Source organism: Arthrobacter sp. FW306-06-A, from assembly GCF_021870055.1.
Lineage (GTDB): Bacteria > Actinomycetota > Actinomycetes > Actinomycetales > Micrococcaceae > Arthrobacter.
Genome location: NZ_CP084552.1, coordinates 60877 through 78083 on the forward strand (window position 1 = coordinate 60877; position 17207 = coordinate 78083).

16 protein-coding genes are annotated in these 17207 nt (G+C 64.5%); 9 read left to right on the forward strand and 7 right to left on the reverse strand.

Annotated features, from left to right (window positions below; all coding sequences use genetic code 11):
- Positions 1-15: 15 nt before the first annotated feature.
- The 3 genes from LFT49_RS00320 to LFT49_RS00330 are packed head-to-tail and all read right to left on the reverse strand — an operon-like array spanning position 16 to position 3183.
- Positions 16-921 carry a carbohydrate ABC transporter permease gene (locus LFT49_RS00320; protein WP_237429361.1) on the reverse strand — a complete coding sequence of 302 codons (906 nt, stop codon included), beginning with the start codon at positions 919-921 and terminating at the stop codon, positions 16-18.
- A gap of 1 nt (position 922) precedes the next feature.
- The gene (locus tag LFT49_RS00325; RefSeq protein ID WP_237429362.1) at positions 923-1858 is read right to left on the reverse strand and encodes a carbohydrate ABC transporter permease; all 936 of its coding nucleotides are present in this window, start codon (positions 1856-1858) and stop codon (positions 923-925) included.
- Positions 1855-3183, reverse strand: coding sequence for an extracellular solute-binding protein (locus LFT49_RS00330; RefSeq protein WP_237429363.1), 1329 nt, complete (start codon positions 3181-3183; stop codon positions 1855-1857). Before LFT49_RS00330 ends, LFT49_RS00325 begins: the two co-directional genes overlap by 4 nt.
- A gap of 236 nt (positions 3184-3419) precedes the next feature.
- Between LFT49_RS00330 and LFT49_RS00335 the strand changes: the two genes are divergently transcribed.
- Entirely contained in the window at positions 3420-4463 is a 1044-nt protein-coding gene (locus LFT49_RS00335) for a LacI family DNA-binding transcriptional regulator (protein ID WP_237429364.1), read from the forward strand.
- 43 nt (positions 4464-4506) lie between these two features.
- The gene (locus LFT49_RS00340; RefSeq protein ID WP_237429365.1) at positions 4507-5715 is read left to right on the forward strand and encodes a mandelate racemase/muconate lactonizing enzyme family protein; all 1209 of its coding nucleotides are present in this window, start codon (positions 4507-4509) and stop codon (positions 5713-5715) included.
- Positions 5716-5732: 17 nt separating this feature from the next.
- Here LFT49_RS00340 and LFT49_RS00345 read toward each other — a convergent pair whose 3' ends face one another.
- Together LFT49_RS00345 and LFT49_RS00350 are read right to left on the reverse strand one after the other, a co-directional pair.
- The gene (locus LFT49_RS00345; RefSeq protein ID WP_237429366.1) at positions 5733-5984 is read right to left on the reverse strand and encodes a hypothetical protein; all 252 of its coding nucleotides are present in this window, start codon (positions 5982-5984) and stop codon (positions 5733-5735) included.
- A gap of 119 nt (positions 5985-6103) precedes the next feature.
- Positions 6104-7270 carry an endo-1,4-beta-xylanase gene (locus tag LFT49_RS00350; protein WP_237429367.1) on the reverse strand — a complete coding sequence of 389 codons (1167 nt, stop codon included), beginning with the start codon at positions 7268-7270 and terminating at the stop codon, positions 6104-6106.
- A gap of 186 nt (positions 7271-7456) precedes the next feature.
- Here LFT49_RS00350 and LFT49_RS00355 point away from each other — a divergent pair, with 186 nt between their 5' ends.
- Both LFT49_RS00355 and LFT49_RS00360 read left to right on the forward strand, forming a co-directional pair.
- Complete coding sequence (locus LFT49_RS00355; RefSeq protein WP_236800447.1) at positions 7457-8485, forward strand: LacI family DNA-binding transcriptional regulator; 1029 nt, start codon at positions 7457-7459, stop codon at positions 8483-8485.
- Between the two features lie 144 nt (positions 8486-8629).
- Positions 8630-9331: a polysaccharide deacetylase family protein gene (locus tag LFT49_RS00360; protein ID WP_237429368.1), complete on the forward strand. Its 702-nt coding sequence runs from the start codon at positions 8630-8632 to the stop codon at positions 9329-9331.
- Between the two features lie 34 nt (positions 9332-9365).
- Here the strand turns inward: LFT49_RS00360 and LFT49_RS00365 are convergent, their stop codons facing one another.
- A complete protein-coding gene (locus LFT49_RS00365; RefSeq protein WP_237429369.1) occupies positions 9366-10469 on the reverse strand; it encodes a LacI family DNA-binding transcriptional regulator in 1104 nt (367 codons plus the stop codon).
- A 172-nt stretch (positions 10470-10641) separates the two neighbouring features.
- Here LFT49_RS00365 and LFT49_RS00370 point away from each other — a divergent pair, with 172 nt between their 5' ends.
- The 5 genes from LFT49_RS00370 (at position 10642) to LFT49_RS00390 (ending at position 15415) form a co-directional block, all read left to right on the forward strand.
- Entirely contained in the window at positions 10642-11505 is an 864-nt protein-coding gene (locus tag LFT49_RS00370; RefSeq protein WP_236820901.1) for an ABC transporter substrate-binding protein, read from the forward strand.
- 110 nt (positions 11506-11615) lie between these two features.
- A complete protein-coding gene (locus tag LFT49_RS00375; protein WP_236820902.1) occupies positions 11616-12404 on the forward strand; it encodes an amino acid ABC transporter permease in 789 nt (262 codons plus the stop codon).
- Positions 12401-13177, forward strand: a complete 777-nt coding sequence (locus LFT49_RS00380; RefSeq protein ID WP_272912535.1) for an amino acid ABC transporter ATP-binding protein — start codon at positions 12401-12403, stop codon at positions 13175-13177. The genes LFT49_RS00375 and LFT49_RS00380 overlap by 4 nt, the downstream gene beginning before the upstream one ends.
- Positions 13177-14220 carry a Gfo/Idh/MocA family protein gene (locus tag LFT49_RS00385; RefSeq protein ID WP_236820903.1) on the forward strand — a complete coding sequence of 348 codons (1044 nt, stop codon included), beginning with the start codon at positions 13177-13179 and terminating at the stop codon, positions 14218-14220. Before LFT49_RS00380 ends, LFT49_RS00385 begins: the two co-directional genes overlap by 1 nt.
- Before the next feature lie 73 nt (positions 14221-14293).
- Entirely contained in the window at positions 14294-15415 is a 1122-nt protein-coding gene (locus LFT49_RS00390; protein WP_237429370.1) for an NAD(P)/FAD-dependent oxidoreductase, read from the forward strand.
- 74 nt (positions 15416-15489) lie between these two features.
- Here the strand turns inward: LFT49_RS00390 and LFT49_RS00395 are convergent, their stop codons facing one another.
- A complete protein-coding gene (locus LFT49_RS00395) occupies positions 15490-17073 on the reverse strand; it encodes a SulP family inorganic anion transporter (protein WP_442863721.1) in 1584 nt (527 codons plus the stop codon).
- Between the last annotated feature and the right edge of the window lie 134 nt (positions 17074-17207).

Sequence of the window (17207 nt, forward strand, 5' to 3'; positions counted from 1 at the left end):
GTAAATTCCGGGGCGTTACTTGCTGAAGCCGGCGGTCAGGCCCGCGAGCAGCTGGCGTCGGCCGACGACGTAAAGCACCAGGATGGGCAGTGTGCTGAGCACCACGGAGGCGAGAACGGCGGGAATGTTGACGCTGAATTCACCCTGGAAGGTCCACAGGCCGAGGGGCAGGACACGCAGGCTGGGGCTCTGGGTAAGAACCAACGGAAGCAGGAACCCGTTCCAGACATGCAACCCGTTGTAGATGGCAACCGTCACAATGGCCGGCCGGGTCAGGGGCAGGGCCAGCCGCCACATGGTCTGCCACTCGCTGCAGCCGTCCAGCCGCATGGACTCGAACAGTTCGTTCGGGACGTCGCGGATGAAGTTGGACAGGATCAGCACCGTCAGCGGAATGGCGAAGGCAATGGACGGCAGCATCAGCGCCAGCAGGCTGTCATACAGGTTGAGCCGGATGATCATCAGGTAGATGGGGATGATCGTGGCCTGCAGCGGGATGGCCAGCCCCATCAGGAACATGCCGTTGACCAGCTTCAGGAACCTGCCGGCGCCGCGAACGATGGCAAACGATGCCATGAATGAGATCAGCACCGTGGGAATCACGGAACCGAGCGTGACGATGGCGCTGTTCATGAAGTACTGGGCGAAGTCCGCCTCCAGGACCAGCTGGTAGTTCTCCAGCGTGGGCTCGGTGGGGATGGCCAGCGGATTCTGGCCGAAGTAGCCGGCCTGCGTCTTGAGGCTGGTGATCACCACGTAGTAGACGGGCAGGATGATGATGGCCAGCCAGATCCAGCCGCCCAGGCCACCGGGGATATTGAGGCCCCGAAGCCTGGTGCCAAGTCCCCGCTTGGCGGCTGCAGTGCCGCCAAGCGACCCGGTGCGGGCTTCCTGGGTATTGCTTTTCAGGACGGTGCTCACCCTACAAACCTTCCAATTGGCTGCCTTGCTTGTCCTTGCCCCCAAGGCGCTGGAGGAACAAAGCGAGTGCAAGGCCGATGATGACGAGAATGACGGCGATGACGCTGGCCGGACCCATGAGGTTGGCCCGGAAGCCGCGGAGGTACATGTCCAGGGCCAGGATGCGGGTGGAGTTTCCGGGCCCGCCGCCGGTGAGGACGAAGATCAGGTCGAAGTAGGTCAGTGAACCCACCACCATCAGCGTGGAGGAGGTGATGATCGTGTACTTCAACTGCGGAAGGGTGATGTGGAAGAACTGCTTGATGGTCCCGGCCCCGTCGATCTGGGCCGCCTCGTACAGTGACTTCGGGATCTGCCGCACGCCGCCTTGGTAGATGAGCGTGTGGAACGGCACGAACTGCCAGGCGATGACGAAGATGACCAGGCCGAGGGCCAACTGCGGGACACCCAGCCAGTCCTGGGCAAGGAACGGCAGGCCCAAGCCGGTCGCCAGGCCGAAGTTCGGGTCCAGCAGTGCTTTGAAGGCGATGGCGACGGCGGCCGAGGACAGCAGCAGCGGCAGGAAGTACAAGACAGCCAGGACTGCCCGGTAGCGCTGGCTTCCTGCCGTAAAGACCCCCAGAAGAAGGCTGATGGGAGTCTGCACAAGCCACGAGACGATCATGATGAGGAAGGTCAGGCCCAGGGCGTTGTACAGCCCCGGATCCGCCAGCACGGAAAGCCAGTTGTCCAGGCCCGCCGCCCCGATGGCACCGATGCCGTCCCAGCTGGCGAAGCTGAGGATGAGCACACCGGCCAGCGGGATGACCGCGAACACCAGGAAGAAGAACAGTGCAGGCACCGTCAGCCACGCCAGGGCGGCCTTGCGCTGTTCCGTGTGCTTTGAATCCTTGACGCCGGCGGCGCGCCCCGGGGCGGTGGAGACGGCGTTACTCATTTCCCGAGGGTGCCGTTCATATTCTCGGCGAACTGCTGCGGCGTGATGGACTTCAGGAACAGCTGGTCGATGTTGTTCAGCAGGGCTTCAGCTGCGGTGGGGCTAAGTGCCTGGTCCCAGGACTGCTGGAAGCTCGGGGCGTTCTTGGCCATGTCATAGACGAAGTTCAGGAACTCTTTGTCCTCGGAGGTGTTCAGCTTGTCTTCAATGCCGTTGACAATGGGCACCGAACCCGAGTTGATGTAGGCATCGATCACGGTGTCGGTCAGGATTCCGTCCTTGAAGAACTTCTTGGCGGACTCCTTTTCCTTGTCGCTGGCCTTCGACGAGATGGACATGTAGGCGGCAGGGTTGCCCACGCCGTTCTTCGGGTCTCCCTTCCCGCCGGCAACGGTGGGGAAGGGGACAAAGCCCAGTTTTCCGCTTTGGACGAAGTTCTGGCCCGCCTTCTTCATGGCCCCGTACGTCCAGGAACCGTGCAGCATCATGGCTGCCTTGCCGGAGAACAGCAGGGCCTGGTCCGCCTGCGAGTCTGCCGTGATGGAGGAGAAGCCCTTGATGAAGCCATCAGCAGAGACCAGTTCCTGGATCTTGGTGCCGGTCTCGATGACGGCGGGATCCATCCAGGCATTGGGCTTGCCTTCGAAAATGGCTTTGAACACCTCGGGGCCGCCGATGCGGTCCAGGAGGTACTCAAGCCACATCATCGAGGTCCAGCGAGACTGGCCTCCCAAGGAGAAAGGTGCCACCCCCATGCCGTTGAAGGTCTTGACCAACGACATGATGTCGTCCCAGGTCTTGGGCGGCTGGACGCCTGCCTTCTGGAAGAGTTCCTTGTTGTAAAACAGGACGATCGGGGCAACATACTGGTTGGGCAGGGCGTAGATCTTGCCGTTGACCGTGGCTGCACCGAACACGGACGGGAAGAACTTCTTCTTCAGGTCCGGGTTCTGGTCGAACCAGCCGGTCAGGTCTTCAACCTGGTTTGCCTCCGCATAGGTCTTCAACCCGCCGCCGCCCCAGCCGTAGATGATGGTGGGGGCTTGGTTGGCGCCGATCGCGGTCTTGATCTTGGTCTTGTAGGCGTCGTTCTGGAAGTAAGTGACTGAGATCTTGTCGGCGGGGTTCGCCGAGTTGAAGGCATCCACGGCCTTCTGCATGGTGGTCTGGTTCGGCTCGCCGGACAGGTACCACATGCTGGCTCCTCCTCCGCCGCTGGAGGCACCCGGACCCGACGTGCCGCAGGCAGAGGTTGCGGCAACGGCAAAGGGAGTAAGGGCAGCGAGGGCGAGGAAGGATCGCCGTGAGGTCTGGGGTTGCTTCATTGCTTCTCCATTGTGAATTTGCTGTCGAGGTACGGGGCGTCAGCTCCGACATTCGTTCGAAAGATTTCGAACGGTGATATAAGTCACGCTGTAAACTAAAGCTTCAAATATCCCCGTAGTCAAGGGATCGTAGAGGATATTTTTGAAAAATGAGCCTAATTTGACCAATCCTTGACGGATGAAGTGCACGGTCCTCAGAATAAATGAACCTCCACCCTTCGAAAGATTGCGAACCCATGACGACCAAATTGCCGGAGCGGACCAAACCCACGCTCGCAACCGTGGCCAGGCAAGCAGGAGTCTCAGCGCCCACTGTCTCCAAGGTGGTCAATGGCCGTGACGATGTAGCACCTGAAACCAGGGCGCGGATCCTTGCCGTGCTTGAGCAGGCGGGTTACCAGTCGCCGGTGCAGCGCCGGGCGGCTGCGGAAAGCGGGACCGTGGTCGAAGTGGTGATCGACGTGCTCGATTCCGCCTACACCATCCAGGTCCTGAACGGCATCCTGCAGTTCGCCGCCGGCGCCGACGTCGAAATCCTGGTGAGCGTGACAGGCAGGTCAACTCCTGGCCGGCAGACCCCGGAACGCCGGGCCCAGCGCATGCTCGAAGAGGGCAGGGCGGGGATGATCGTGGTGACCTCGGCATTCAGCGAGGCACAACTGCATGCCTTCCGCCGGCGCCAGATCCCGGTTGTGGTGATCGACCCGCTCAACCCGCCCTCCGCGGACGTGGTCAGTGTTGGCGCGACCAACTGGGCCGGCGGCAAGGCGGCCACCGAACACCTGCTGGAACTGGGTCACCGCCGCATCGCCTACATCGGCGGGATCGAGGGCTCGGAGTGCAATCAGGCGCGGCTGCATGGGTACATGGCTGCCCTGATGGCGCAAGGCATCGCGGTGGACCCTCAGTACGTGGTGTCCGGAGGCCATTTCCGCACCGAGGGCGGAGTTAACGGATTCAAAGAGCTGTTGAAGCTGGACGCCCTCCCAACGGCCATCTTTGCCGGCAGCGACTCCATTGCCCTGGGTGTCCTCAGCGAGGCGCGGCACCACGGGATCAGGGTTCCGGAGGACATGAGCCTCATCGGTTTTGACGGCACGAACCAGGGCGAGCAGTCCGTCCCCTCGTTGAGTTCGGTGGCCCAGCCCCTTGAAGAGATGGGCAGGGCCGCACTGAGGTCACTCCTGCGCCAGGCCCAGGGCGAGGTGCTGGATTCCCACCGCGTGGAGCTGGCCACCCAAGTAATCGTCCGCGAATCCACCGCCCCGCCGGCGGCCTGACTGCACCCACTGAGCCCCTGCCTCCAACGAAAGACGCGGACGTATGAAAATCACCAACCTCGACACTGTGGTCGTGGACTTTTACCGGACCAACCTGGTCTTCGTCCGGCTGAGCACCGATGAGGGCCTTACCGGGGTAGCGGAGGCCACCCTCGAGGGCCAGGAACATGCAGTCCGGGGAGCCGTGGCGGTCCTGGCCGACGCGGTCCGGGGCAAGGACCCAACGCGGATCAGCCAGACGGTCTACGAACTCAACCGGGATGCCTACTGGCGCGGCGGACCTGTATCGATGACCGCGCTAAGTGCCCTTGAAATGGCGATGTGGGACGTCTCAGCCCGCGCCTTGGATGTGCCAGTCCACCGCATGCTGGGCGGACAGGTCCGTGACCGGGTCCGCGCTTACGCCAACGGTTGGTTTTCCGGCGCCAAAACCCCTGAAGATTTTGCCCAGGCGGCCGTCCAGACAGTTGCGCAAGGCTTCCGGGGACTCAAATGGGACCCCTTCGAGGCGGCCGACCTCATCCTGGAGCCACGGGACCTGCGGCGCATGCTCGAACCCGTCGCCGCTGTCCGGGAGGCGGTCGGTGATGATGTTGAACTCTTCATTGAAGGACACGGCCGGTTCGATGTGCCCACAGCGATCCGGGTGGCACGCGAAATCGAGCAGTTCCAGCCGGTGTTCTTCGAAGAGCCGTGCCCGCCTGATGGGATCGATGCGCTTATTGAGGTTCGCAGCAAATCCCCCGTCCCCATTGCAGCGGGAGAGCGGTGGATGGGACGCAATACTTTCATCCCTGCCCTGGCCCGCAACGCCGTTGACTACGTCCAGCCCGACGTCACCCACGCCGGGGGCCTCCTGGAACTTTCGTTCATTTCCACCCTCGCGGCCGCCCATTACGTTCCGTTCGCACCGCATAACCCCAGCGGCCCGCTCAGTACTGCGGCGACCCTGCAACTGGGCGCCACCCTGCCCAACTTCCGCTACCTGGAGATCATGGCGACGGACGTGCCTTGGCGCAGCGAGATCTCGAATGAGCGCCTCCAACTGACGGACGAGGGTGATGTTCTCATCCCCGAGGGCGTGGGCTTGGGCATCGAATTGGACTTGGACGCCATCGCCGAGCATCCGTACACGCCGCATCCGATGAGGATCTTCACTGATGCGGTCGCTGACATCCGCCCGCCGGATGCCCGCTCCTACTTCAACCTGGCCACTGCAGCCGCGGGCCCCGCCATTGGCGGGCATCGATAACCGTTGCAGGAGGCGGGCTACCTGTCCTCGCAACGGGTGGGCCGTTCTGCCTCGTGGGAAACAAACTGAACCGTTTCCCACGTCTCGCCGTACGGGACGTGGTCGCTCAGTTTGACTGAGTAGCGGCCCGGTCCCTGGTGGGTCACGAGGATGCCCCGAACCGGGGCCTGCTGGGCCAGGCCCTGGAGCCGTTGGATCGAGGCGTTGAGCTTTTCATCAAGCTCCGAGCCGGTGGTGGCCTCGACAATGAGGGACTGCATCGTTTCCACGGGGTTTCCTTTCAGGGATTCGAGAGTTACCGCCACCGGCTTCGGAAGCTTGGTAACAGGAACAGCAGAGCGGTCTGGAAACAGGTGTTCCCAGACCGCTCCAGCTCTTCCGGGAATCGCTACTGCTGGTAGGCGGGGTGGTGGGCGTCGCGGGCGCCGCCGCCGGGGTTCGCCTGAAGAAGGGCGGACTGCAGTGCGTAGTACGAGGGCTTGCGCGTGTAGTCCTCCCACATCACCGTAGCTTCGCCCTGACCGCTGAAGAAGACGGGAACCCACGAGTACTTGTCGTTGAAGCCCCAAATTGTGAAGGACTTGCAGTCTTCGACATTGAGGCATGCTTCGAGCGCCTGCTGGTAGTAGCTTGCCTGCTTTGCCAGCTGCGCCTCCGTGGGCTTGGTCCCGGCAGCGATGTTCATGCGGACATCGATTTCCGTCACAGCCGTCTCCAGGCCGAGGTCATCGAAGCGCTGGAGGTTCGCCTTCAGGTCACCCGGGAAGCCGTACTGCGTGCTGAGGTGGCCCTGGACCGCGAAGCCATCCACGTGCACGCCCTCTGCGAGGAGCCTGGAGATGAGGGCCACATACGCGGTGCTTTTCGGGTTGATGCTTTCTACGCCGTAATCGTTGAAGAAAAGTTTGGCGGCGGGATCAGCCTCATGCGCCCACCGGAAGGCGTCGGCGATGATCTCCGGGCCAAGTTCGCGGATCCAGATGTTGTCCGAGGTCCGCAACGTGCCGTCACCGTTCAATATCTCGTTGGCGACGTCCCACTGCTGGATCTTGCCCGCATAGCGGCCAACAACAGTGGTGATGTGGTCCTTAAGGATGGATCGGAGTTCCTCCTTGCTGAAGTTGCCCTGCTCCAGCCAGGCCGGGTTCTGGCTGTGCCAGAACAACGTGTGGCCCCGGACCACCTGCCCATGCTGTTGGGCGAATTCCACAATCGCGTCCATCTCTGCGAAACGGTACTGGTCCCGCTGCGGGTGGATGAATTCCCACTTTGCCTGGTTTTCCGGTGAGACCGAGCTGAACTCGGAGGCCAGGACGCTGCGGTACTGCTGGTCGAAGGTGAAGGGATTGGGGTACGGCATGGTCTCGTGGTGGCCGCCGCCGGCGACGGCGGTACCGATGCGCAAATCCTTTGGCGCGGCCCAGCGCAGGGTGTCCTGCTTGGCCAGTCCCGGCGGCTGCGGGGTGTCGTTCCCGCCGGCCAGGGCAGGTAGTGCCGTGGGAAGGGCGAACGCCGAGGCAAGCACTGCAGCGGCGAGAGTCTTGGCAACCTTCATTGAGAGCTCTCCTTTGAGGTACGAGTGGATCGGGTGGGGAAGCCGACCCGCGGTTCCGGAAAATTCCGGAACCGCGTCGTTGTAACTTAGGAATCTTCCCAGCGCTGCGTCAAGGGTTTTCGCAGAAAGTTTCGGATCCGCGTATGTGTGAAGGCCTATACTTGCAGCGAAAGCAGGAGGAAATGCGTGCGCGAGACCCAACGCCCGGCAGTCACAATTTCCGCGATCGCGGCGGAAGCCGGCGTCTCGGTACCCACCGTTTCCCGCGTGCTGAACGGGCGTGGAGACGTTTCGCCACGTACCCGCGAACGGGTGGAAAACTTGTTGCGCGACCACGGTTACAAGCGGAGGGGCGTCCGTCCGGAGGTACGGTCGGGCCTTATCGACCTTGTCTTCAACGATCTGGACAGCCCCTGGGCCGTTGAAATCATCCGTGGTGTGGAGGAAGCTTCCAATGAAGCCGGCGCATCCACGGTGGTGTCGGCCATCCACCGCAGGGCAGGCACAACGTCCACGCGGCAATGGCTGGACAACCTCAGCGCCAGGGCGACCGACGGTGCCATACTCGTCACTACCGACCTCGATCCCTTCCTGCAAGCGGAACTGCAGCGCCTGGACGTGCCCGTTGTGGTGGTCGATCCTGCCGGCGTCCCTGACCTGGAGGTGCCCACAATCGGCGCAACCAACTGGATGGGGGCTGTCGGTGCCACCGAGCATCTCACCGGTCTGGGCCACCGGCGGATCGGCTTCGTGGCCGGTGTGCCGGGCTTGTGGTGCAGCCGGGCCCGGCTGGACGGCTACAGGGCAGGCCTTGATGCTGCCGACATTGCCTTTGATCCTGCCCTTGTAGTGGAGGGGGACTTCGATTACGAGTCGGGTTTCCGCGCTGGCTGCAGGCTCCTTGAATTGGCCGACCGGCCCTCTGCCGTGTTCGCTGCGAGTGACCAGATGGCCTTGGGTGTGTATGAGGCGGTCCGCAAAAACGGGCTCCGCGTGCCGGAAGACATCAGTGTGGTGGGCTTCGATGACCTTCCGGAAGCCCGCTGGGCCTCTCCGCCGCTGACGACCGTGCGGCAACCGCTGGCAGAAATGGGCAAGCTCGCCGCGCGCACCATCCTCAGGATGCTGCAGGGTGAAGGCGTGGAGAGTCCACGCGTGGAGTTGGCCACGAGGCTCGTCCCACGGGAGAGCACGGCGCCGCCACGCCGGCAGTGATTTCTCCTCTTCGGCTCAGTTCCCCCAATAACCCTTGACGTGGCTCCGGACAGCTCCCTACGCTGTTCGCATTCCGGAAGTTTCCGGAAGTTCCTGTGACCTGAAGAGGTAGCAATGAAGATGCCACCACGACGTCTCGATCTGATGCCAAAGACTGTGCTGCCCCTGGCTGCCATCGCCCTGGCGGCAGCCGCCGCTGTTCCGGCGGGGCTTGCAACTGCGGCTCCTGCCCTTGCGGACCAGGCAACGCCGGCCGTTGTCGACTCCACCCGGCACGACGGCAATTACCTGAGCCTGACCTTCGACGACGGCCCCGATCCTGTCAACACACCCAAGCTGCTTGCCGTGCTGGAGAAGCACCACGTGAAGGCGACCTTTTGCCTTTGGGGTGACCACGTGAAGCAGCACCCTGAAATCGTCCGGCAGATAGCTGACGCCGGGCATACGCTCTGCAACCACACCATGCACCACGACGACATGTCCACGTGGAGCCCCGAGGCGATCAGGGCGGACCTGGAAGCGACAAGTGCCGTCATCCGCGAGGCCGTTCCGGATGCCACCATCAACTATTTCCGGGCCCCTTACGGCAGCTGGGGACAGACGCCGGAGGTAGCCGCTGACATGGGGATGCAGCCTCTCGGGTGGCGCCTGGCCATCGGAGATTGGGAGCCGCCGGGAACGCCGGAACTGGTCCGCCGCCTCCGGGAGGGCATCACCCCCGGGGCGGTAGTCCTCGTGCATGACGGCGGCGGCGATAGGAGCCAAACAGTCGACGCCGTCGACCAGATCATTCCCGAACTCAGGTCAGAGGGGTGGCGCTTCGACAAGCCCGCCCGCCGGGGCTGACTGAAACAACAAGAGGAAGCTGTGGATCGCGGAGCTAACGATCCACAGCTTCCAGCTCCGGCTCGTTCGCCGACCTTTCCGGGCACGGCCCCACCGACCCCCGCCGCACCAGGGTGGCCGTGAACTGCGCGGGGGCGGCGGAAGGCAGCCCCTCCATCTGCCGAATCAGTGCCTTGGCTGCTGCCACCCCCATGTTGTAGACCGGCTGGGCGATGACGGTCAGGGGCGGGCTTGTGAGCCTGGTCCACGCAAAGTCGTCGTACATCAGGAATGACACGTCGCCCGGAAAGGACAGGCCCAGTTCCTGGATGGCCTCCACCACGCTCAGGGCGATCAGACCGTCGGACGCCACCACGGCGGTGGCCCGGTCCGGCCCCCGCAGCACCTCACGCGTAATGCTCCGAATGGAGTCTTCGTCGCCTGCATTCAGCCGGACCAGGTCCTCCGGAAAATCCAGCCCGGAGTCAAGGTAAGCCTCCCGCATGCCCTCGATGCGGTCAGCGATCTGGGAAGACCCAAGCGCCATCCCGGCCGTGTAGGGAGCGTCTGTCGTCAGCGTTGAAATAAAGGCGATGCGGCGGTGCCCGGCATCCAGCAGGTACTGGGTGGCTTCCCGGGAAATCCGTGCCATGTCCACGGCCATGGTCTCCACCGGCATGTCACCGGCCGTGCGGTCAATGAAGACCAAGGGCCGTCCCGACCGGTGCACTTCCTGGAGGTGTCCGGTGTCCACCGATGACGCAGGAGCGACGATGAGACCGTCCACGCGCTTGTCCAGCAGGACCCGGACCGCATCCACTTCGGCAGCCCGGTCCTCGTCCGTGTTGACCAGGATGACGTTGTAGCCGGCCTTCTTTGCGGTGTCCGTGATTCCCCGCGTGGCCAAGCCAAAGTGCGGGTTTTCGATATCACCCACAACCACCCCGATGGTGTGTGACTTCCCGGTGTTCATGCTGCGGGCAAGCTCATTAGGCCGGTAGGCAAGCGCCTCGGCAGCAGCGAGGACGCGTTCGCGGACATCCTCGCTGACGGCCCCGTAATTCCCTAGTGCCCGCGCGGCCTGGGCCTTGGACACCTGGGCAGCCTTGGCGACGTCGGCAACGGTGACGTCCCGCCGTCGTGCTCCTTCAGCCTTCATCTTCACCTTTCGAGGGGCTGTTGACGGCCCCTGTGACTTCAGCTACATTTCTATCCATCGATGTGAGTCCGGTCTCAATCCTAGAGTGTGAGACCGGACTCAACAAGAGCATCGGCGACTTTCTTCGGCGGCCCTGACAGCACCGCCTCCCTCCCAACGATTGGACAACGCTGTGAAGAAAAAGAACCTCCGACCGGCCGGATTTGCCGCCGCCGCACTTGCAGCGGTACTGGCACTTTCCGGCTGCAGCTCCACCTCCGCCGCTTCCACTACGGAAAACAACCCCTACGGCCTGATCCAGCCCGGCACCATCCGCGTTGCCAGCCTGGGCGACTCCAAGCCCTACACCTTCGCCGACGCTTCCGGTAACTTCACCGGCTTCGACGTGGAACTGTTCAAGGATGTGGCCCACCGGGCCGGTGTGGACAATGTGGTCTTCACCGGACAGGACTTCTCCGGCCTCCTTGCCGCAGTTGCCAACGGGCAGTTCGACGCCGGCGTGGCCGCGATCGGCATCACGGACAAGCGCAAGGAAACCGTGGACTTTTCCGACGGCTACCTGGCCGGCTACCTGACGGTGATCACCACGAAGAATTCCGGCATCACCGGTGTGGACGGCCTGGCCGGCAAACGCCTGGGTGTGGTGCAGGGCACGCTGCAGGAAGCCTACGCGGTGAAGAACTTCACCTCTGCCAGCCTGGTGCGGTTCCCGGACAACAACACCGCCATTGCCGCAGTGAACAGCGGCACGGTGGATGCACACTTCCTGGATTACGAGGCAGCGAAAGCCTACGAGGAACAGCACGGCCTGGTCAGCGCCGCGGACATTCCGTCCTTCGACGCCCCGGCCGGGTTCGCCGTGGCCAAGGGCAAGACCGCTTTCAAGGAAGCCCTGAACAAGGGACTGGCAGCTGCGATGGAGGACGGGACCTGGAAAAAGCTCTACCAGAAGTGGTTCCCGGGCTCCCCGATGCCCGAGCAGTACCTGCCCAAGGCCGAACAGGGCGCCTCCGCGTCGCCCACGCCGAGCAAGTAGGCAAGTAAGCACATAGGCGCCGGAGCCAGCAAGGCTTCAGCACATTGCCGGGCGGGCTGCAGCCCGCGGCGCGCCCGGCACCTTCACCCAATCAACGTCTGAGAGCAATCATGGACTGGTTCAACACCATCATCCGAACTTTCTTTGACTTCGGCGCTATGGCCGAGGTCCTGCCCCAACTGCTGGCGGTCGGCCTGCTGAACACGCTGATCATTTCCATTGCCGCCACCGTCCTTGGCACGGTGCTGGGAATGGTGGTGGCCGTCATGGGCATCTCACCGTCCAAGTGGCTGCGCATCCCGGCCCGGATCTACACCGACCTGTTCCGTGGCCTGCCGGCCATCCTGACCATCCTGCTGATCGGCCAGGGCTTCGCACGCCTGAGCCAGTCGATCTTCGGCCCGTCCCCCTACCCACTCGGCATCATCGCGCTTAGCCTGATCGCCAGCGCCTACATCGGCGAAATCTTCCGCGCCGGCATCCTTAGCGTGGACAAGGGCCAGGGCGAGGCCTGCCGCGCCCTGGGCATGAGCTACGCCAAGTCCATGGCCCTGGTGGTGGTCCCGCAGGGCGTCCGCCGGGTCCTCCCGGCCCTGGTGAACCAGTTCATCGCCATCGTCAAGGACTCCTCCCTGGTCTACTTCCTGGGCCTGCTGGTCAGCGAACGCGAACTGTTCCGCGTGGGCCAGGACGCCGCCGTGCTCTCCGGCAACCTCTCACCCCTGGTCGCCGCGGGCCTGTTCTACCTGGTGATCACCGTCCCGCTGACCCACCTGGTCAACTACTTCGACAACAAGTTCCGCACCGGCCGCCGCCGCCCCGTACCGCCCACCAGCGGGCTGAAGGAAGTCAAGGAACTCGCCTCCGCTTCGCCGCTCACCACCGGGAGCAACACATGACCACCCCCACCAAAGACACCACCAGCGGCCAGGAAGCCCCAACGTTCCACGGCTCGTCCCTGGAACTGCGCAACCTGACCATGGCCTACGGCGACATCGAGGTCCTGCGCAACGTCAGCCTCACGGTCGCCCCGGGCACCACCACCTGCATCATCGGCCCCTCCGGCTCCGGCAAGTCCACCCTGCTGCGCGGCATCAACCGGCTCCACGAGCCCAAAGGCGGCGATGTGCTCCTGGCCGGGGACAGCACCCTGGGCAGCAACCCGGACACGCTGCGCACCCGGATCGGCATGGTCTTCCAGCACTTCAACCTCTTCCCGGACCACACCGCCGAAGAAAACGTGGCCCTGGCACTCTGGGCCGTCAAGGGGATGCCCAAAGCCCAGGCCATGGCCAAAGCCCGCCAGCGCCTTGCCGAGGTAGGTCTCGCCGAACGCGCCGACCACCGCCCCCGCGACCTCTCCGGCGGCCAGCAGCAGCGCGTCGCCATCGCCCGGGCCCTGGCCATGGAACCCGAAGTCATGCTCTTCGACGAAGCCACCAGTGCCCTGGACCCCGAACTGGTCAAAGGCGTCCTGAGCCTCATGGCCGGCCTGGGCCGCCGCGGCATGACCATGCTCGTGGTCACCCACGAAATGGGATTCGCCCGCAAAGTCGCAGACCAGGTGGTCTTCATGGATGAAGGCGAAGTGGTCGAAGCAGGAACTCCCACCCAACTTTTCGACAACCCCCGCAGCGAACGCCTCCAACGCTTCCTCTCCGAGGTGCTCTGATGCGCACTGTTGCAGCGGCACCCATCCGGACCGCCGTCGTCGGCTTTGGGATCTCCGGCAAGGTGTTCCACGCGCCGCTGATTGCGGCCAACCCGGATTTCTCGCTTGACGTGATCGTGACGGCGCAGCCGGAACGGGCTGCGGAGGCGGCACGCCTCTACCCGCAGGCACGGATTGTCGGAACCCCGGAGGAGCTCTTCGTCCTGTCCGCCGACCTGGATTTGGTCATCCTGGGCACCCCGCCGCACACCCACTTCGGGCTGGCGGCAGCGGCCATCGCCCACGGCCTGCACGTGGTGGTGGACAAGCCTTTCGTGCCCACGTCCGCCTTGGGGGAGGAACTGATCAGCAGGGCGGACGACGCCGGGGTGCGGCTTACGGTGTTCCAGAACCGCCGGTGGGACGCGGACTTCCTGACCCTCCGGAAGGTCCTGGCCTCCGGAGCGCTGGGTCAGGTCAGCAGCTTCGAGTCACGTTTCGAATGGTGGCGGCCGGAAGGCTTTGGAAATTGGCGGGACACGGTATCCCTGGCCGAAGGCGGCGGGATCCTCCACGACCTGGGCGCCCACCTGATCGACCAGGCCATCCAGCTGTTCGGCCCGGTGGATCAGAGCTACGGCGAGACCGCCAACCGCGGCCCGCATCCGGACGCAGCCGACACTGAGGCTTTCGTGTCCCTGCTGCACGCATCCGGCGTCCGCTCACGCCTGTGGATGAACGGCATGGCTGCCCAGGCGGGCGCCCGCTTCCACATCCTTGGCTCGCAGGCCGCCTACACCAAATGGGGACTCGACGGGCAGGAACCTGCCCTCGCAGCGGGGATCCCGCCGTCGGACCCGGCCTATGGCATCGATCCCCAGGAGCGTTGGGGGCTCTTGGGGGTCGATGGAGCAACGCGTCCCGTTCCTGCCGAGCGCGGCGACTACCCGCAGTTCTACGTGCAGCTGGCCGCCGCCCTTCGCGGGAACGGACCGCTGCCGGTGGATCCCGCCGGTCCGCTCGAAGTCCTGAAGGTCATCGAGGGCATCCACGCCCTGGCCTGACTGCCCGCGCTCTGTTCCGTTGACGCACCGTTCGCGTCCATCCCAACCACGAATTCCACAGAAAGGGACACCAATGTCCTCTGCTCCAGCTTCCAAGCGCGTCGCGATCATCGGCGGCGGCATCCTGGGCGTTTCCACTGCCGTGCACCTGCTCCGCGAAGGCGCCTCCGTGATCCTGCTGACCGAGCGCGGACTCGCCAGCGAAGCCAGCGGCCGCTCGCTGTCCTGGCTCAACTCCGCCGGCGAACGGTCCACCCCGTACCACCAGCTGCGTGTTGCCGGCGTGGACCGCTACCGCACCCTCTTCGCCTCGGACCCCAAGCGGGAGTGGCTCCAGTTCGGCGGCGGCCTCATGTGGAACGCGGCCGGCCAGGCCGACGCCACGGAGGCGCGGCATGCCTACGAGAAGTCCATTGGCTATGACTCGAAGCTGCTTGCCTCGGAGGAGATCGCCTCGGCTACCCCCGGCGTCGATTCCAGCGCCGTCACGGACAAGGCCATCTTCAACCCCGGCGAAGGCTGGGTGAGCCTGCCGGACCTGATCGACTTCCTGATGGAGGAGTTCCACGCCCGCGGCGGCGAGCTGGTGCTCAACGCCGGCAAGGCCTCCGTCATGGTGGAGGGTGGCAGGACCGCCGGGGTGGAAACCGCGGCGGGCGGGACGTACCCGGCCGACGCCGTTCTGGTGGCCTGCGGCGCAGCGACGCCCGCCGTCGTCGAACCCCTGGGTGTGCACATTCCCAACGGTTCGCCCGTCTCCATGCTGGTGGTGACCAAGCAGGTGCAGCACGAGGTCACCGCCGTGATGAACACCCCCCGGGCCGCGCTGCGGCCCAACCCGGGCGGCACGTTCGCCCTGGACCACGACTGGTACGAGGAGCACATCACTGAGCACGCGGACGGCTCCTTCACCATTCCGGACGACGTGGTGCAGGAACTGGCCGACGAGGCCTCCAAGCTGGTGGCCGGCAACCCGGAACTCAAGCCGGCCTCCTGGAAGATGGGCTACAAGCCGATCCCGGGCGACGGCGAGCCGGTCCTGGGCGAACTGGGCCAGGTACCGGGCTGCTTCGTCGCCTTTACGCACTCCGGTGCCACCTTGGGACTCATCGCCGGCGAACTGCTGGCCGGTGAGATCCTGATGGGCAGGAAGCACCCCATGCTGGCGACGTTCCGGCCCGGCCGCTTTTCCTAGGCACGCCTGGAAAAACGAGGCGGGGCGGCAGTCTGCAGCCCCGCCTCTTCCGCATGCCGGGGGTGAGGTTCCGCTCAGGCGCCCAGGTGTCCCGTGAGACGTCGGTGGAAGCCGGTGCTGCGTTCGTCGAGGCCTTCGATCGCCACCGTGGCTCCGTGGTCCGCGTACTTGGTTTCGATGGAGTCGAGCGCGGCGACGGTTGAGGCGTCCCAGATCTGCGCGCGGCTGAGGTCGATGGTCACCGAGGCGGGATCGTCGGCGTACGCGAACTGCTCCACCAGGTCATTGCTGCTTCCGAAGAACAGCGGCCCCACCACGTCGTAGCGGACGGTTCCACCGTCGTCCGCCAGGGTCCGATCCACCGTGATGACGTGGGCCACCCGGCGGGCGAACAGCACCATCGCCAGGATGACGCCCACCAGCACACCGTAGGCCAGGTTCCCCGTGAAGACCACGACGGCGACGGTGACCACCATGACCAGCGTCTCGGGCACCGGCATCCGCTTCAGGGTGGACGGCTTCACGCTGTGCCAGTCGACGGTGGTCACGGCAACCACCATCATCACCGCGGCAAGGGCCACCATGGGAATCTGGCCCATGATCGAGCTGAGCCCGGTCACCAGTGCCAGCAGGAACAGCCCGGCCACGAGTGTCGAAATGCGGGTGCGGGCCTGGCCGGTCTTCACGTTGAGGACGGTCTGCCCGATCATGGCGCAGCCGGCGATGCCCCCATAGAAGCCGGCAAGGATGTTCGAGACGCCCAGTGCCCAGGACTCGCGGCCCTTGTGCGAAGGGGTCTCTGTGATGTCGTCCACGAGCTTCGCCGTGAGGAGGGTTTCCATGAGTCCGACGAAGGCCACGCTCAGCGCCGTGGGCAGGACCAGCTGGAAGGTCTCAAGGTTTACCGGAAAAAGGAATGCCGTGAACCCGGGCAGCTTGCCCGTGAGCGGGCCTTCGTCCGAGACGTTCGGCACGGTCAGTCCGGCGATGATGACGAATGCGGTGACGACGACGATGGCCACCAGGGGCGACGGGACCACCTTGGTGAACCGGGGCAGGATGAAGATGATGGCGAACGTCAGGGCGAACAGGGCGTAGGCGAGCCAGGGGACGTTGAGGACATGGGGCACCTGCGCCATGAAGATCAGCACGCCCAGGGCGTTGACGAACCCGATCATCACCGACCGTGGAATGAACCGCATCAGCCTCGCCAGCCCGGCCAGGCCAAAGACAACCTGGATCACGCCGGCAAGGAGCACTGTGGGCAGGACGTACTCGACGCCGTGCCCGTGGACCAGCGGAGCGATCACCAGGGCGACGGAACCGGCGGCCGCGGTCACCACACCAGGGCGTCCGCCCAGGATGGACATGGCCAGGGCCAGCACGATGGAGGCGACAAGGCTCACCATGGGATCGACACCGGCCACGATCGAAAATGAAATGACTTCCGGAACCAGTGCGAGCGTGGTGACCATCCCCGCCAGGACCTCGCGGCTGAGCTGCCGCGGGGAACGCAGGGCGGTGAGGACTGTGATCGGTTGCCGAAGGGGACGGGTGCGGTCAGCGACGGCCAAGGAGCGGCTCCAGGGGACTTGGCTCTGGGAGAGCGGTGTGCAATGTTTCTGTGCGCCACGGTGCGCCGGGTCCCGCCCTGCCATGGAAGACAATGGGGGTGGAGGGAATGCGCCGGTGATATCGGCTGCGCATGCAACACTACCCCGGGGCCCTGAAGAGGCAGTAAGTATGGCTGATAAAATGACCGGGTTGCAGGGCGGCCTTGTGAAGCTGGGGC

Bases quoted from the DNA above. Each gene is read 5' to 3' on its own strand.
- LFT49_RS00325 (WP_237429362.1), bottom strand. From the start codon at position 1,858: ATGAGTAACGCCGTCTCCACCGCCCCGGGGCGCGCCGCCGGCGTCAAG.
- LFT49_RS00330 (WP_237429363.1), bottom strand. From the start codon at position 3,183: ATGAAGCAACCCCAGACCTCACGGCGATCCTTCCTCGCCCTCGCTGCC.
- LFT49_RS00335 (WP_237429364.1), top strand. From the start codon at position 3,420: ATGACGACCAAATTGCCGGAGCGGACCAAACCCACGCTCGCAACCGTG.
- LFT49_RS00340 (WP_237429365.1), top strand. From the start codon at position 4,507: ATGAAAATCACCAACCTCGACACTGTGGTCGTGGACTTTTACCGGACC.
- LFT49_RS00350 (WP_237429367.1), bottom strand. From the start codon at position 7,270: ATGAAGGTTGCCAAGACTCTCGCCGCTGCAGTGCTTGCCTCGGCGTTC.
- LFT49_RS00360 (WP_237429368.1), top strand. From the start codon at position 8,630: ATGCCAAAGACTGTGCTGCCCCTGGCTGCCATCGCCCTGGCGGCAGCC.
- LFT49_RS00365 (WP_237429369.1), bottom strand. From the start codon at position 10,469: ATGAAGGCTGAAGGAGCACGACGGCGGGACGTCACCGTTGCCGACGTC.
- LFT49_RS00375 (WP_236820902.1), top strand. From the start codon at position 11,616: ATGGACTGGTTCAACACCATCATCCGAACTTTCTTTGACTTCGGCGCT.
- LFT49_RS00380 (WP_272912535.1), top strand. From the start codon at position 12,401: ATGACCACCCCCACCAAAGACACCACCAGCGGCCAGGAAGCCCCAACG.
- LFT49_RS00385 (WP_236820903.1), top strand. From the start codon at position 13,177: ATGCGCACTGTTGCAGCGGCACCCATCCGGACCGCCGTCGTCGGCTTT.
- LFT49_RS00390 (WP_237429370.1), top strand. From the start codon at position 14,294: ATGTCCTCTGCTCCAGCTTCCAAGCGCGTCGCGATCATCGGCGGCGGC.
- LFT49_RS00395 (WP_442863721.1), bottom strand. From the start codon at position 17,073: ATGGCAGGGCGGGACCCGGCGCACCGTGGCGCACAGAAACATTGCACA.